At 56.4% G+C, this 15,266-nt stretch carries 12 protein-coding genes; 4 read left to right on the plus strand and 8 right to left on the minus strand.

The features are described 5' to 3' along the window. Positions 1-22 precede the first annotated feature (22 nt). From IQ273_RS07445 to IQ273_RS07455, 3 genes are all read right to left on the minus strand, one after another. On the minus strand, positions 23-1,165 hold the full coding sequence (locus tag IQ273_RS07445) for a DUF3086 domain-containing protein (protein WP_194022538.1): 1,143 nt from the start codon (positions 1,163-1,165) through the stop codon (positions 23-25). A gap of 79 nt (positions 1,166-1,244) precedes the next feature. Next, complete coding sequence (locus IQ273_RS07450) at positions 1,245-1,634, minus strand: DUF3119 family protein (protein ID WP_194022539.1); 390 nt, start codon at positions 1,632-1,634, stop codon at positions 1,245-1,247. Between the two features lie 81 nt (positions 1,635-1,715). Continuing rightward, positions 1,716-2,513, minus strand: a complete 798-nt coding sequence (locus IQ273_RS07455) for an MlaE family lipid ABC transporter permease subunit (RefSeq protein WP_194022540.1) — start codon at positions 2,511-2,513, stop codon at positions 1,716-1,718. Between the two features lie 343 nt (positions 2,514-2,856). Here IQ273_RS07455 and IQ273_RS07460 point away from each other — a divergent pair, with 343 nt between their 5' ends. Continuing rightward, a complete protein-coding gene (locus IQ273_RS07460; RefSeq protein ID WP_228052501.1) occupies positions 2,857-4,440 on the plus strand; it encodes a pitrilysin family protein in 1,584 nt (527 codons plus the stop codon). 112 nt (positions 4,441-4,552) lie between these two features. Beyond that, entirely contained in the window at positions 4,553-6,052 is a 1,500-nt protein-coding gene (locus tag IQ273_RS07465) for a pitrilysin family protein (protein ID WP_228052503.1), read from the plus strand. An 11-nt stretch (positions 6,053-6,063) separates the two neighbouring features. On the opposite strand, the gene IQ273_RS07470 is transcribed toward IQ273_RS07465, so the two are convergent. After that, on the minus strand, positions 6,064-8,535 hold the full coding sequence (locus IQ273_RS07470) for a serine/threonine-protein kinase (protein ID WP_194022541.1): 2,472 nt from the start codon (positions 8,533-8,535) through the stop codon (positions 6,064-6,066). 412 nt (positions 8,536-8,947) lie between these two features. Between IQ273_RS07470 and IQ273_RS07475 the strand changes: the two genes are divergently transcribed. Beyond that, a complete protein-coding gene (locus IQ273_RS07475) occupies positions 8,948-9,550 on the plus strand; it encodes a TetR/AcrR family transcriptional regulator (protein ID WP_313898041.1) in 603 nt (200 codons plus the stop codon). 69 nt (positions 9,551-9,619) lie between these two features. On the opposite strand, the gene bioB is transcribed toward IQ273_RS07475, so the two are convergent. Together bioB and IQ273_RS07485 are read right to left on the minus strand one after the other, a co-directional pair. Then, positions 9,620-10,654: a biotin synthase BioB gene (bioB, locus tag IQ273_RS07480; RefSeq protein WP_194022542.1), complete on the minus strand. Its 1,035-nt coding sequence runs from the start codon at positions 10,652-10,654 to the stop codon at positions 9,620-9,622. 102 nt (positions 10,655-10,756) lie between these two features. Beyond that, complete coding sequence (locus IQ273_RS07485) at positions 10,757-11,293, minus strand: DUF4330 domain-containing protein (RefSeq protein WP_194022543.1); 537 nt, start codon at positions 11,291-11,293, stop codon at positions 10,757-10,759. 253 nt (positions 11,294-11,546) lie between these two features. Between IQ273_RS07485 and IQ273_RS07490 the strand changes: the two genes are divergently transcribed. Further along, on the plus strand, positions 11,547-12,395 hold the full coding sequence (locus tag IQ273_RS07490) for a M48 family metallopeptidase (RefSeq protein WP_228052505.1): 849 nt from the start codon (positions 11,547-11,549) through the stop codon (positions 12,393-12,395). On the opposite strand, the gene IQ273_RS07495 is transcribed toward IQ273_RS07490, so the two are convergent. Further along, the gene (locus IQ273_RS07495; RefSeq protein WP_194022545.1) at positions 12,390-13,229 is read right to left on the minus strand and encodes a pantothenate kinase; all 840 of its coding nucleotides are present in this window, start codon (positions 13,227-13,229) and stop codon (positions 12,390-12,392) included. The genes IQ273_RS07490 and IQ273_RS07495 overlap by 6 nt on opposite strands. Before the next feature lie 592 nt (positions 13,230-13,821). Continuing rightward, positions 13,822-15,266, minus strand: a 1,445-nt coding sequence (priA, locus tag IQ273_RS07500) for a primosomal protein N' (protein WP_194022546.1), incomplete at its 5' end; no start/stop codon positions are given.

Here is a 15,266-nt window from a genome sequence, read left to right on the forward strand (position 1 = left end):
CCTTGCAGGCCTTGAGCAAACCTTAGTAGTAGTCGTACTCAGTTGCCGGATTCATGGGATCGGGGGCAAAGGCCAGCCATAGCGGAAACTGTAGCAGCGCTAGGCTAATGACTGACTCGGCCTCGTCGACAACGATAAAGGGCAAGCCATTGTCGGCGGTAATGCGATCGGCCCGCTGGGCCAGGGGTTCTGGCGCATCGAATAGCATTACCCCCTGGCCAGTGCCAAAGTCGGCCCGAGAGATGCCTAGACAGTCTTGCAAGCCTCGTCGCCATTCGCCCAGCCGCTCGGGGCTATTGGAGAGTACCAACGTGCGCAGACGATTGCCGTAGAGGGCATAGAGGATTGACAGTGCTGCCGAGGCCACCAGCACGTTTTGTAGGCGACTGCCCATACTCTTAACAGCCCCACGACCACCCTGGGCAAAAAACCAGTTTGAAACCCGCTCAGCATGAATGGGTTCAAACGTGCGGCGCAGCTGCCACAGAGGACCGTAGTAGTCGGGTCGCATCCGGTACTGGTCGAGCAGGCTGCGAATGCGCTCGGTTTGATCTTGAAAGGCGTTGGAGGCAAAGGCTGGCTGGGGGGAGTCAGCCTCGGCAACAGCCCGGCGGGAGGAAGACGGACGATTCACAGTGCGTTCCGCCCCGGCATTACCTCTATCATCACCCTCCGATGCCACCCTGGAACGCGTTGACGGGGACAGGTCAAGCTGCTCTGCTGCCACGGCCAAATCTTGCAGACTGCCTACCAGATAATCTTTAAAGCCCTGTACCCGCACGGCTAAATCTTGAGAAGATCCAGCAAAGGTGGTGCGCATTTCAGTCTGAATCCGCTCTTGACGGCGCTCTAGAGCTTCGATGTCTTTTTGTAGGGAACGTTTGCGCTGCTCTAGCTCGGCTGTGCCCTGCTGCACCATACGGCCAATATCGGTCTGAATTTTTTGAACCTGGTCTTGGGTGAGCCGGTTGTAGGCCAATTGCAAATCGGCAATACTGCGCTTCAGTTCAGTTTCCTGCTGGCGTAGGGCGTCAATCCGAGTACTCCAGTCTGACTTGAGACCAGCCGAGTCAGCAGACCCTAAGCTAGAACCAGCACCGGGGCCACCTTTGCCACCAACACTGTCTGATTCTAAACTTGATTGTGATAGCTCCTCTGCAGCCATAGCGGTTCCCATAGACCTCGATGTCAGCCTATCAGATGAAAGCCAGGTTCGCCTTCAGCAGCCCACTACTCTGCTCCCACTACTCTGGCTCTTTAGCCGCTGCACAGTGAGTCTCCAAACAGGTCCGCAGTTCGCTAGGACTAAATAGCACCGGCAAAAAGTGAATACTGTTGACCTCACGAAAGTAAAACAGCACCGGCACAGGATTCCAAAAAATTTCCCAGTGCTGCCAGTCAGCGTAGGGGAAGTGGCGAATGACGGTGTCGCGCCGATAGACATCGAGGGCGCTGTCAGTAAAGCGCAGCGTCAGGGTAAGGGTCTGCACCAACAAAAACAGGCCAAACAAGCCTACTACCGCTCCTAGCCACAGCTTGATCAGCGCCAGCGGAATCGCCAACCCCATTACGGCTAAGGGAATACGATAGCTGCGGGGCAACTCGGTGTAGGTTGTTGCTGAGGTAGATGTCACGGCTCACAAAAACGATGGGACTACTTGAAGTATAAAAGCGTCAGGCCGAACGATATCGGGTTCCTAGAGCAGCTGCGATCGCTAAAAGTTGCTGATGACCGCGCTGCCGGTGCCCTGGAACATGAGCCAGGAGAGAAAAAAGTTGCTGATAAAGATAGCCAGTAAGGCGGTCACTACGGCAGTAGTCGTCGATTGCCCCACCCCCTTAGCACCACCCGTCGTAGTTAACCCCCAGCTAGTGCCGATGACAGCGATTAAAATGCCGAAGAAAAACGCCTTAATCAGGGAACTGACCAGATCCCAAATGGACAGAAAATTTTTGGCAGAATCCAAAAAGACGTTGACCGGAATATCGTACTGGTTGGTGGCAATCAGCAGCCCGCCGGTCATGCCAGTAATAAAAGACAAAACATTGAGCAGCGGCAGCATAAGCGCGCAGGCGATCACCCGTGGAATGACTAGGTAGTCAATGGGGTCGGTTTTGAGAATTTGCAGAGCATCGATTTGCTCTGTAACGCGCATGGTGCCGATTTCAGCCGCAAAAGCTGACCCTACCCGCCCAGCAATAATGACCGCCGTTAGTACAGGCCCTAGCTCGCGAGCTAGGGTAAGGGCGAGAACACCACCTACCGCTGTCCCGGCCCCAAAGCTGAGAAATTCTCGTGTTACCTGGATCGTAAATACCATGCCCACAAAGGCAGCGGTAATCAGGGCAATCAGCAAGGACTCTGGCCCCACGGCCGCCATCTGATCTAGAGTATTGCGCCGATGTATGGGACGAGAGATCAGGTGAATAACGATCTGGCCCGACAAGAAGGTTGCGGCTAGGGCTCGTCGGCCCCACTGCCTCAGATTTGAGCCATCCACCGCCTGTGTCAAAGCCTGCCCCCTTTGTGTAACTGAATAATGCCAGATTGATGATGGCTGCCAGTCTGAGCCAGACCTGCCCTAACCTGCATCCTTTGGAAGTATGTTGTAACGATTAGGAGAATGAAAAGCGCGATCGCCCAATTCGTTGATCAGTGTGTTGCTCTTGCAGGTTCGTAGACGAATCTCTAAGGGCACTCTACCCAGGATTTGAGGCTTTGACAACTGTCCCGAGCTGGGTCAGGGCTTACTCCTTGGCACCATGATGTCTAGTGGTCATTGTTCATAAGACTCAATTATCCTGAAGGTCGGAGTCTAATCCATCTGGTCTAATCCATTTGTTTGAGTGCAGCTTATGAATGCAAAACTGCCAACGGTTCGAGGTGTTTGGGCGGGGTTAAGCCGCCTGCGCCCAGCCTTAGTAGGCCTGGTGGCTCTGGTGGCTCTCTGGCTGTGGTGGCCAATGGCTCCAGCGGCGGCGCGTGAGCCGGTCCAAACCACTCAGTCCATTCAGCCCTATTTAGATCGAGTGGCCGAGGCAGTAACCGAATTTACTCTCGACAACGGCATGAAGTTCATTGTGCTGGAGCGACACCAGGCTCCGGTGGTGTCGTTCATGATTCACGCCAATGTGGGCGCGGTGGATGAAACCGACGGCAAGACCGGGGTGGCCCACTACCTGGAGCACTTGGCCTTTAAGGGCACCAGCCGCATCGGCACCAAAAACTTTGCCGCTGAACAGGCAATATTCACCCAGCTCGATGACGTATTCAACGATTTTTTAGCGGCTCAAGCCGCAGGCGACACGGCCCAAGCCGCTGAACTACAGGCGAAGATGGTAGCCCTGCAGAAGGAGGCAGCCAGCTTTGTCGAGCAAAACCAGTATGGCCAGATTGTCCAGCAGGCTGGGGGAGTGGGCCTCAATGCCACCACCTCCGCCGATGAAACCCGCTATTTTTACAGCCTGCCCGCCAACAAGCTAGAGCTGTGGATGTCGCTGGAGTCAGAGCGATTTTTAGACCCGGTCTTTCGAGAATTTTACGAAGAGAAGGATGTCATTCTTGAAGAACGCCGCATGCGGGTCGACAATTCGCCCATTGGCACCATGATTGAGCGGTTCTTAGAAGAGGCTTTTGTTAGTCACCCCTACCGCCGCCCGGTGATTGGCTACCAAGACGACCTATTTGTCGCCACTCGTGATGATATCCAAACGTTTTACGACACCTACTACGGCCCTGCCAATCTGACCGTGGCAGTGGTAGGCGATGTTGACCCAACCGAGGTGCGGAGGCTAGCAGAGGTCTACTTTGGCCGCTATACGGCTAGGGCGGTGCCGCCTGAACCGACTATTAACGAGCCGCCCCAGACAGCTCCTAGGGAATTTTCTCTGGCGCTGCCCTCTGAGCCCTGGTACTTAGAGGGATACCACCGCCCTAGCCTGAATCATCCCGACCACATGATCTACGGCATGATTGAGAGCCTGCTGGTGGGGGGGCGCACCTCCAGGCTTTATAAGACGGTGGTAGACAACGCTCAAGTGGCCCTAGACATCGGTAGTTTGAATGGGTTTCCGGGCGATCGCTACGACAATATCTTTTTGATCTATGGCCTGACCGCCCCTGGCCATACCCCCGAGGAGATTGGGTCACTGTTTGCCCAGGAGCTAGAGCGGCTGAAGCAGGAGCCAGTCGGCTTAGAAGAACTGGCTCGGGTCAAAACCCAGGCCCGCGCAGGGCTACTGCAAAGCCTAGACTCTAACGGAGGCATGGCCTCGCTGCTGGCCGAGTACCAGGCCAAAACCGGCGACTGGCGCAACATATTCAACAACCTTGAGACCATTGAGGCGGTTTCGGCGGCGGATATTCAGCGGGTGGCACAGAGCCTTTTTCGCGCTGAGAACCGCACCGTGGGCAAGCTGGTGCAGTCCCCCGCTGAGTAGATCGAGGGGCCGACGAACTGACAATCGTGATCCACCGCCAGAGTGATGAGTTGCCAGAACAGGCTCCCCAAAGTATTCACCTTTCAGACCTACGGTATTGGAACGCACAGTGATGAACGCGATCAGCTGGTTTATGGGTACCCGTCGCAGCCTACGGCGCAGAATGATGCCGCTGTTGGCCCTGGTCGGGTTGTTAGGGGTGTTAATGCTCGCCTGGCAACCATCCGCTAGCGCCCTGACCCCGCGCCACTACGATGAGCTAGAGTTTTCGCCCCTGCGCGACATTGAGATTCCGACCTATGAGCGCTATGAGTTGCCCAACGGCATGGTGGTGTATCTGCTCGAAGACCACGAGTTGCCCCTGGTGAGCGGTAGCGCGACCTTTCGCACGGGAGGTCGATTTGAACCTGCCAGCAAGGTTGGACTAGCGAGCCTGACCGGTGAAGCGATGCGCCTCGGGGGCACCACCAGCCTGGATGCCGATGCCCTTAACCAAGCCCTAGAGCAGCGGGCTGCGTCGATTGAAACCAGCATTGATACCAGCGAAGGCCGCGCCAGCTTTAGCGCCCTGAGTGAAGATACCGCTGACGTCTTTGCGCTATTTGCCGATGTGGTGCAGCGTCCCGCCTTTGCAGAAGACAAAATCAGTCTGCTGAAAAGCCAGTACAGCGGCAGCATTGCCCGCCGCAACGATAACCCCGACAGCATTACTAGCCGAGAGTTTCGCAAGCTGGTGTACGGGGCCGATAGCCCCTACGCCCGCACGGTGGAGTATGCCACTCTAGCCGCCATTGACAGGCAGGATATTGAGCAGTTTTATCAGGCCTCGATTCGTCCAGAGCAGACTATTTTGGGGATTGTAGGCGATTTTGACAGCGCCCAAATGAAGCAGTGGATTGCCGACTACTTTGGCGAATGGCAGGTGACGGGAACGGCTTTGGATACGACGTTGCCAACCGTAGAACAAGCCAGGGCCGGTGTTTTTAGGGTGGCGCAGCCTCAGCTGACCCAGAGCTACATTCAGCTGGGCCACCTGGGGGGGGAGCTCGACTACCCCGACCACGCCGCCCTGGCGGTAATGAACGAGGTGCTCAACGGCTTTAGCGGGCGGTTGTTTAATGAAGTGCGATCGCGCCAGGGGTTAGCCTACTCGGTCTACGCCTTCTGGGCACCTCGCTACGACCATCCAGGGCTGTTTATTGGCGGTGGTCAGACCCGTTCTGAGGCCACGGTGCCCTTTATCCAATCCACTCTGGCTGAGATCAATCGCATTCGCACTGCACCGATCAGCGATACAGAGCTAGCGCAGGCCAAAGATGCCGTACTGAACAGCTTTGTGTTTAACTTCCAAAGCCCCGATCAAACCCTGGCACGGCTAATTCGCTACGAGTACTACGACTACCCCCAAGATTTTGTGTTTCAGTTCCAAGACCAGGTGCGAGAAACGACCGTAGCCCAGGTGCAAGAAGCGGCCCAAACTCACCTGTCCCCAGAGCAGCTGGTGATTTTGGTAGTCGGAAACCCGACAGATATTCAGCCCGGCCTCGATGCTCTAGCCCCCAATACCGCCGTTACGCCTATAGATATCACCATCCCTCAGCCCGAAGCCTAAGGAGATCTGAATTAGGAGTTGACCTCAGCGCTGCTGGCATCTTCATCGCTAGAGGATGCTTCTCCAGCGGTGGCAAACCAGTCACCGGGCAGCATGCGGGTGGGGTCGTCGGTCGCTTCAGGGTCGTCCATATTGTCGGTGGCAACGCTATCGATGCGCACACCGTAGTGGGGAGCGCCCAAATCTGCATCGCTACTGGGGGTAGAGGTGCCCTCGGGTTGAGGTTGCGATCGCACCACCGCCTCAATCCGAGTTAAATCGGCCAGCACCTCCTCGGCCCGTTGGTAGCGATCGGTAAAGTCATAGAGCACCAAGCGGCTGACAATATCGCCAAATTCGGGGTTGAGGTGAGAAGCAGCCTCGTGACGCCAGATCAGCTCGCCATTGACGTCGCGGCGCAGCGCATAGGCCGGAATACCGGTTAGCGCCTCAATGGCGGTAATGCCCAAGGCATAGAGATCGCTGCCAAACTTGGGCAGCCCCGCCGACTGTTCGCTAGACATATAGCCCTGGGTACCCACTCCAACCGTAGAGGTGGAGGTGAGATTGACCCCGGTATCGGCCAGTTTGTTAGAAATAAGTTTTACGGCCCCAAAGTCGATCAGCACCAGCTGCCCATCTAACTGCCGTCGAATGATGTTGGAGGGCTTGATATCGCGGTGAATGACACCCTGGTCGTGCACAAAGGCAATTACCGGCAGCAGCCCCAGCAGCAGATCGAGCACGTAGGTCTGAGGCATCGGGCGGCGGGAGGCCAGCTCGTCTTTGAGCAGACGGCCCTCGATCATTTCTTCAACGAGATAGAACGAGTTTTGAGCTTCAAAATAGGCCAAAAGCCGGGGAATTTGAGAATGGTGGCCCAAGCTTTCCAGGCTTTCGGCCTCACCCTGGAAAAAGCGCCTGCCCAAACGGTGTGCTCTCGGGTCATTGCTGATAATGCGCAGCTGCTTCACGACACAAATAGGCGACCCAGGCCGCTGGGTATCTTCGGCTACATAGGTTTCCCCAAAGCCCCCCGACCCCAGCAGGCGCACAATTCGGTAGCGGTTGGCCAACAGTAGGCCAATCACCTCCGCCTCCCGCAGCTTCAACAGATCTTGCAGGTCGTCCTGCTGACTAATAATTTCCTGCACAATGGGCGAGGTGACGTACTGCTCCAGGGTTTGGCGCAGCCGCTGCTTGCGCAACTGCTCGGTGACAATATCGGCCACGATATAGGTGCTGCCCAGCACCATCAACCCGGTTATGGGTGCCCCCGTTGGCAGCAGCAGCCCGGCCCCGGCAAACGCGCTATAGCTGAGCCAAAACCAGCCGCCATTTGCCGCTGCTGTCCATCCTAGACGGGCGATCGGGCGGTTAAATCGACGCAGCAGCAGCACAAACCCGGTGCCTCCAACCAATACCAGTAGCCCCCGCAGCCAGGGACTGGGAAAGCCCAAGCGCAGACTGTTGCCGCTGCGCAAATTAGCAATATCGGTCGCTAAAATTTCGACCCCGGCCATGGCCTCGGGGTGCAGAAGGGTTTCTGAAAAAGGGGCCTGATGAAAGTCTTGCAGCAACTTAGACGTGGCCCCAACCAGCACAATTTTGTCTTTAAAGTAGCGCCCGTTGTTGAGGTATTCGGACCAGGGGTCGGGGTCGAGCACGTACCAGAAGGGCATGTGGCTGAAGCTGCGCGTTGGCCCGTAGAAGTTGATGAAGTCGCCCTGGTAGGGCGGATAGTCAACACCAGCGGCATCAAGGCTGGCTTCGGCAAAAGATCGTGTGTTATCAACGTCACTTTCCAAGCTGCTGACCGCATCAATTTCGGCCAGGCTGGATTCTAAGCCGTTGAGGTAGGCACGGCCGTGGCGATGAATGCGTCCATTGGGTTCAATAAAAAAGTTGATATTTCCCGTGTGAACAGGTGTGTTGAGCAATTCAGGCAGGGGCTGAGTAGGGCGAATTAAGGCCCCTTGGCGCAGTTGGGCATCGTCGACGCGGGTGGCCAGCACGACGCGATCGCCGTAGCGGTTCAGTACCTCGGCCAGGGCCTGGTCATCGGCAGGGCCATAGCTGCTGTCAGCAAACATCAGGATATCTAGAACTACGGCCTTGGCTCCGGCATCTAGCAACCGCTCGACCGCGATCGCATGGGCCTGGCGCTGCCAAGGAATGCCCGCAATTGGTGCCAAATGGCTGTACTGATCGGGATCGGTGCGGTAATACTCGGCTTGCCCAAACGACTCATCATCCATAGCTAGGATGACAATGTCGTTGGGGGTGATAACCGGCCCGCGAATTTCAAAGAAGAGGGTTTGCAGCCGTCGCTCTAGCAGCTGCGTCGGCACCGAGTCGGTGGCCACGTGAGCGGCTACAAAGCTCAGCCACAGACCAGCCAGCGATAGTTTGACCCAGTCTCGCTTAATCTGCCGCTGCACCCAGCCCTTGACGCGATAGGTAGTGGAGAGGGTAGCGGTTTTAGTTTTAGAAGACGAGGTCATGGGCAGAGCGCAAGAGGGGGGGCCACCCCTAGCTTAATCATCAAATTGCTCTACCGAGAGATGAGTTTACGGAATCTTAGCTACAGCCTGCGATCGCCTGCGCTACTGGCCACCAAAGCCAAGGCCTGATGCAGCCATCAGGCCTTGGCATCGTCCTCACCCCCCAGCCTTGATCATTTGGTTGATCTCTAAAGTCACTAGAACGACAAAGCTAAACTAAACGGTTTGGTAAATTTGATCGATACACCGTTAAAATGAAGGTATAGCGCTATACACTACTGCTTTGGTCCCTGAGGGATGCTCCAAGATGAGCGATCGCTTGAGTTTGGTCAAAGACAGCGCCCCTGGCTACTGTGGCATTTGGTAGTCGGGTGCTATACATGAGTCAATTACGTTAGGAAGGTAGTCAGGCGTGGTTCAAAGTCCATCAGTGCTCAATGACAAAGCCGTGCAAATTTTGCAGGGAGCCATGCAAGAGTTCCTGCAAAATGGCTATGCAGGCACCAGCATGGACAAAGTAGCCGCTACAGCTGGGGTCTCTAAACCCACGGTCTACAATTATTTCAAAGATAAAGAGGGGCTGTTTCGAGCGCTGATTCAGTACGTGGCCGAGTCGCGCTGTCAGCAGGTGATGGGAGACGGCAACCTGGAGGGTCGCCCCGAAGTCGTCATTCGGCGGTTGGTGACTAACGCCATTGAGAGCGAGCTACACGACCTGGACTATCAAAACTTTGTGCGTTTGGTGGCAGGCGAGTCGGGGCGATTTCCGCAGCTGGCCCAGGCCTTTGTAGAGTACCTGACTAAACCAGCTGCCGATCAGCTAACCGCCTACCTAAAAAGCTGTCCAGAACTCAACCTGCCCGATCCGGAAGCCACGGCGCGGGTGATATTGGGGGCAACCGTCTTTTTCATCATCACCCAGTGCGTGATGCATGGCGAGCACATTATGCCGATGGAGCCACAGCGCCTGGTGGATAGCCTGGTGGATCTGGTGATGCGATCGCAGGCGACCTAGGGGCGCTACAACCTCGGTTTCGGAGGTGCTGGATCATCCCACAAGTTTATCTGGTGGGCAGTGCCCACCCTACGGGACTTCGGGCAGCTCAATGTCTTCACCGTCGGGGCCTTCGAGCACGAATCCGGCATCGCGAATCATGGCGTAGTCGGCCTGGGCTGCCTGACCGGGGGTGGTGAGGTAGTCGCCGACAAAAATTGAGTTGGCGGCGTACAGCCCCAGCGGCTGTAGCTGCCGCAGCTGCACTTCTCGCCCTCCGGCGATGCGAATCTCTTGGGCAGGCAGCAGCAGCCGATACAGGCACAAAATACGCAGACACTGGCGCGGGTTTAGATCCTGCCGCCCCTCCAAAGGCGTTCCCGGAATTGGGATCAAGAAATTCAGCGGCACGCTGGTTACCCCTAACCGCCGCAGGGCCAGGGCCATATCAATGATGTCGTCGTCGGCTTCGCCCAGGCCAAAGATACCGCCCGAGCAGGTGGTCATACCCGCCGACTGTACGGCTTCAAGGGTGGCGATGCGGTCATCAAACGTATGGGTGGTGCAGATCTCGCCGTAGTTGTTTTCGCCCGTGTTGAGGTTGTGGTTGACCCGGTCAACCCCCGCCGCCGCCAGTTGCTGGGTCTGGGCTTCGTTGAGCAGGCCCAGGCAAGCGCAGATTTTCATGGGGTAGCGGGCTTTGACCTGGCGCACCGCATCGAGCACGTCGCCGAAGACGCGATCGGAGGGCGATCGCCCCGAGATCACCATACAAAAGGTGCCCGCTTTGAGGCTATTAGCCCGTTCGGCTGCCGCCAGAATTTTCTCCTGGGCCATAAAAGGGTACTTTTCGATTTCTGCTGTAGAAATCTTCGACTGCGAGCAGTAGTGGCAGTCTTCGGGGCATAGCCCACTTTGGGCATTGAGCAAAAAGTGCAGCCGCACTCGGTTACCCCAGTAGTGCCGCCGCACCCGGTAGGCCGCCGCCAGCTGATCGAGCAGTTCGGTATCGGGGGCTGCCAGCACAGCCTGGGCCTGCGATCGGCTCAGCACTTCACCCGCCAAAGCCTGATCTGCCAGAGCTTGCCAATCGACACGGGACGGAGCAATAGAGGTGGCAGTCATAGCAACGAGGTGAATAGGTTCAAATGAGTGAGGTTTTTATTGTCTCAGATTAGATCCCCCTGAAGAACTGGTTTCAGAGACTCACCCCCTATTCCCCCTAGGTTAACTATCCTCTAGCACCCTTACGTCAACGGTGCTGGTATTGAAATTATAGAGATCACCGTCTAGCTCAATTTGGGTGCCCACCTTGACCTTGCTATTGCCAAACACTGGCCCACTGTCGGTAATTTGAGCATCATCCTCAAGGGTAATCAGCATGTCGAGGGTGTAGTTAAGCTCTGGGCGCGGGTCAGGCAGGGCAATAACGGTGCCATCGGGCTGGGGAACTGCCGTACTGCGGGGTAGCAGCTGAGCATTTTTGACTTTGACCTGGCCGTAGGGCTGGTTACGAATAATGATGTTGGTAGTGTCTGAATTTTTGATGGTCTCAAACAGACGTTCGGGATCGGAGGAGGTTAGCCCTCGCACCATAACGTCTACTTCAACCGGCTTGGTGGTTGCCCCTACCTGTGCCACCGACCCTGAGGTACCTGGGTAGAGGAAAATGCCGAACAGCACCATCAAAATAATCAGCGCCGCCGCCACATCTAAGATGCTGACTTTGCCAAATAGGCGACCTTTAGCGTCAAGTAGGGTCATAGCTGGGGTGCCCTCAACAGAGGGAGGGGGTGAGGTTTTTAGAACAGCGGAATGATCGATACCATTGAAGCACAGGCAGGCTCCTTTGCGGCATCTGTTGCCTGTCTGCTCTGGGCATGGGTAGGGAAACCGTATTTGGTACCCACTTTGCAATGGGGCCAAATTTATTACTGACCACTGGTTGTAGCCGCTAAAGGCCGAGCCGGGCAAGATGGGAATAGTCATGACCCTCAGCGGCACGCGAGGCGCTTCTATGCTTTCTCCTCTCACCTATCTCAAAAAGAATTCTTTCCTGCGCCGTGGTTTATACGGCTTAATGGCGACCCTGATGGCGGTCACCATTGGGCTAGCTACGCCCACCCCCTCCCACGCTGGCCTGTTTGACCTGATTTTTCAGGGTATTCGCTATGTTCAGCTGGGCAATATGTCTGAGCGAGATGAAGTCAACCTGGGCACCCAGATCGACCGTCAGCTTAAGGCCCAGGGAGTACGGGTTTATAACCGCAACTCAGGCATCAATGCTTATATCAATGAAATTGGCCAGCGCCTGGCAGCCAGTAGCGATCGCCCCAACCTGCCCTACACCTTTCAGGTAGTAGACGACGACAGCGTCAATGCCTTTGCCACCGCAGGCGGGTTTGTCTACATTCAAACCGGGTTGATGAAAGCGGCCGCCAACGAAGCCGAACTGGCTGGGGTCATGGCCCACGAAATTGGTCATATTACCGGGCGTCACGCTATCAACCAGATGCGGCAGCAAGCTCTGGCCAGTGGCGTTGCCGGAGCCTTGGAGGTGCGGCAAGATGCCCTGGTGAACATTGGTGTACAGCTGGCCCTGCAGCTGCCCAACAGCCGCGAGGCAGAGTACGACGCCGATCGTCGCGGGTTCAACAACCTGGGCCGGGCGGGCTACGACACGACAGGCTTCATTAGCTTTATGCAGAAGCTGGAGGGGGGCAGAACCGCTGAATTTCTTAGCACCCACCCCAACCCCGGCAACCGGGTCAGTAACCTACAGGGTATGCACAGCGCTGGCACCTACGCCAATGCCGGTGTCGGTACCGATACTGCAGCCTACAGAAACCGCATTAGCGGTCTATAGCGGCTTTAGGCTCTTCAGCCCCTGTTGCTGGCAAGCCCTCAGCCCCCAAAACCCCAGGTCTGGATCGAGGTTAATCCATTGATCCAGACCTGGGGTCTGTTTTGTGATGGCTTGGTAGATAGCCACACCGTCCCCCCCGGTCAGCACTACAGTCCCAGAGGGCCAGTCGGCTCGCCACGCGGCAATAAAATCGCGAATGCCTGCCAGCTGAGTATGCAGAATGCCGCTGGCGATCGCCCCAGCCGTATCGGTGGCCCAGCGCTGGGGCCACTGGTTTAGGTCTAAATCGAGAGCGGGCAGCTGATCGGTATGGGCGTGAAGGGCACGCAACTGCGATCGCAGACCCGGTAAAATTGCGCCGCCAATCAGGCGCTGGTCAACGCCAGCGGTAAAGGTCAGGGCCGTGCCGCAGTCAATTACCAGCACCGGCCAGCCCCAGCGATCGCCAGCCCCTACCAAGGCAAGGGCGCGATCGACCCCCAGCGTGGCGTAGGTATTGTGCAGCGGCACCTCAGCAAGGGTGACCCGATGCAGCGCCGGATAGTCAGCCAGCCAGGCCACCGGAGTCTCGACTACGGAAGCCATCCATAGCTCTGGAGAATCTGGCCAAGTCGCGGCCCCATTGATTAAAGCAGGTGGTGGGGCGACCAGAGGATCGATCTGCGGCCAGGTAGCAGGGGCGAAGTGATGCCGCTGGAGCGTTTGCACCTGAGCCTCAGAGAGATGAGTCGTGTGCCAGCTCCCTAACCAGCGATCGCCCTCAAAAGCGCCCCAGTGCCAGCGGCTGTTGCCAATGATTAAAGCCAGCCACAACGTCTGATGCCCCGAACTCATAAACGTATTTTGAATAGCTAAAGAAAAAACTATTGAATAAAATTTGAAGCAAAGATGTTTAAGTTCAGCACTTTTTGGGTACGGAGGATTTTGGTGGAGCTGGGGCGATCGCCATTTAAGCCTTTAAACAACTGAAGAGTGACCATCGTGGCCACTCTTCGTTAAGTGATTTGCGGTATGCATGCCAGACAAAGTCAGGATTGCCGTGGCTGGAATAGGCTGCTTAACCGAGTTAAACACCTCTTGAATGAACAAAGAATTCAACAGAATGGGCGAACTCTCTAAACTACAGTTACTTTGAACAACCCGTTGTCTGGCCGACAGTTAGGATAGGAAAGGCCGAGAATGACCACCTCTAGGAGGGTTGTTGTAAAGCGATTTTTGGGTTTGTTATGACTAGAACACCAGCTGATTAAGGCGGTAAAGCCGAGTTGGGCTGGCGAGTTATTCAGTTGTTTTCGATATATCTAAATTATCACAGCCAGGAGGTGGTGGGAAGGCCGTTGACCTATTGTTACCGGCTGTTACAGGGGTTAGCAATGCTAACAACATTTCCAGCAAAAAATAGTCAGATGGATCCTAAAAGCTAGTTTCAAGCTAGGTTGAGGGGGTCGACATCAATGGTAAGACTCACCGAGGCTGGGCAGTACGGCTTCAGGTCTTGTAAGTTTGGCAGAGGGTGCTCTAGCGGCCCCTTAACCAGCAAATGCCAACGATACCGACGTGCCACCCGTGGTATGGGGGCGGGTGCCGGGCCTAGCATTTGGTAGGGTAAGTCTTTGAGACGCTGGGCCAGTTGCTGGGCCAGGGTTTCAGCCGTTTTCTGCACCGCCTCGGGGTCGGTGCTGCTTAGCCGCAGCAGAATCATTTGCCCGGCTGGGGGATACTGCAACATCTGCCGCTGCGCCCATTCTGTGGCGATAAACCCTTCGTAGGCGTGCCGGGTAACGGCTTCTATAACCGGGTGGTCGGGGGTATAGGTCTGCAAAAAGACCTGGCCCGGTTGAGTACCCCGCCCCGCTCGGCCTGCTACCTGAATCAGCATTTGCAGAGCGCGTTCACTGGCCCAATAGTCATTCATATATAAGAGTCCGTCGGCGGCGATAATGCCGACCAGGGTAACTTGGGGCAAATCAATGCCTTTGGTCAGCATTTGGGTACCTACCAGCAGGTCGGCCTCGCCTTCGGCAAAGCGGGTTAACAGGGCGCGGTGAGCCCCTTTGGTCCGCGTGGTGTCGCTGTCAAACCGAATGCAGCTCAGCTCGGGAAAGGTTTCGGCCAAGGCGTTGACCACCCGCTGGGTGCCGCTGCCAAAGTGCTTTAGGTAGGGCGAACTGCAGGCGGGGCAGTGTTTGGGGTGACCCTGGCTAAAACCGCAGTAGTGGCAGCGCAGTGTCATAGCGCTGTTGGCCCCAGGCTGGTGGTACGACAGCGATACATCGCAGTGGGGGCACATCATCACGTGGCCACAGCTGCGGCACGACACAAAACTGCTGTGGCCGCGCCGATGGATGAACAGCAAGCCCTGGTTGCCCTCCGCTTTCATGGTGGTCAGAGCCTTTTGCAGCGATCGACTGAGAATGCTGCGGTTGCCCTCCTGTAGTTCGTCGCGCATGTCTACCACATTGACGGTCGGCAGCGGCTGGGCCTGCACCCGTTCGGGCAGCGAGAGGTAGGTCCATGGGAGGATGGGGAGAGTGGATGGGTGGATGGGTGGATGGGTGGATGGAGGTGGCGAGTTTTCCTCCATAGGTTGATTTGAGGGGCTTTTCAGGGAATCGGCTGCGGGTGAATCGGTGGATTCTGGGTTGATGGTGGGCAGTGCCCACCCTACTGGGTTTTCCCTCTGGCGGTCGCCCAGCCCCTGGCACTGCACCCAGGTATCGAGGGAGGGGGTGGCGGAACCTAGTACCAGGGGGCAGTTTTCCAATTCCGCTCGCCAGCGGGCTACGGTACGGGCGTGGTAGCAGGGGGGCACGTCTTGCTTGTAGCTGCTGTCGTGTTCTTCGTCGAGAATAATCAACCCCAGGGTGGGCA

Origin of the sequence: Nodosilinea sp. LEGE 07298 (assembly GCF_015207265.1) — a bacterium.
Classification (GTDB): Bacteria; Cyanobacteriota; Cyanobacteriia; order Phormidesmidales; family Phormidesmidaceae; genus Nodosilinea.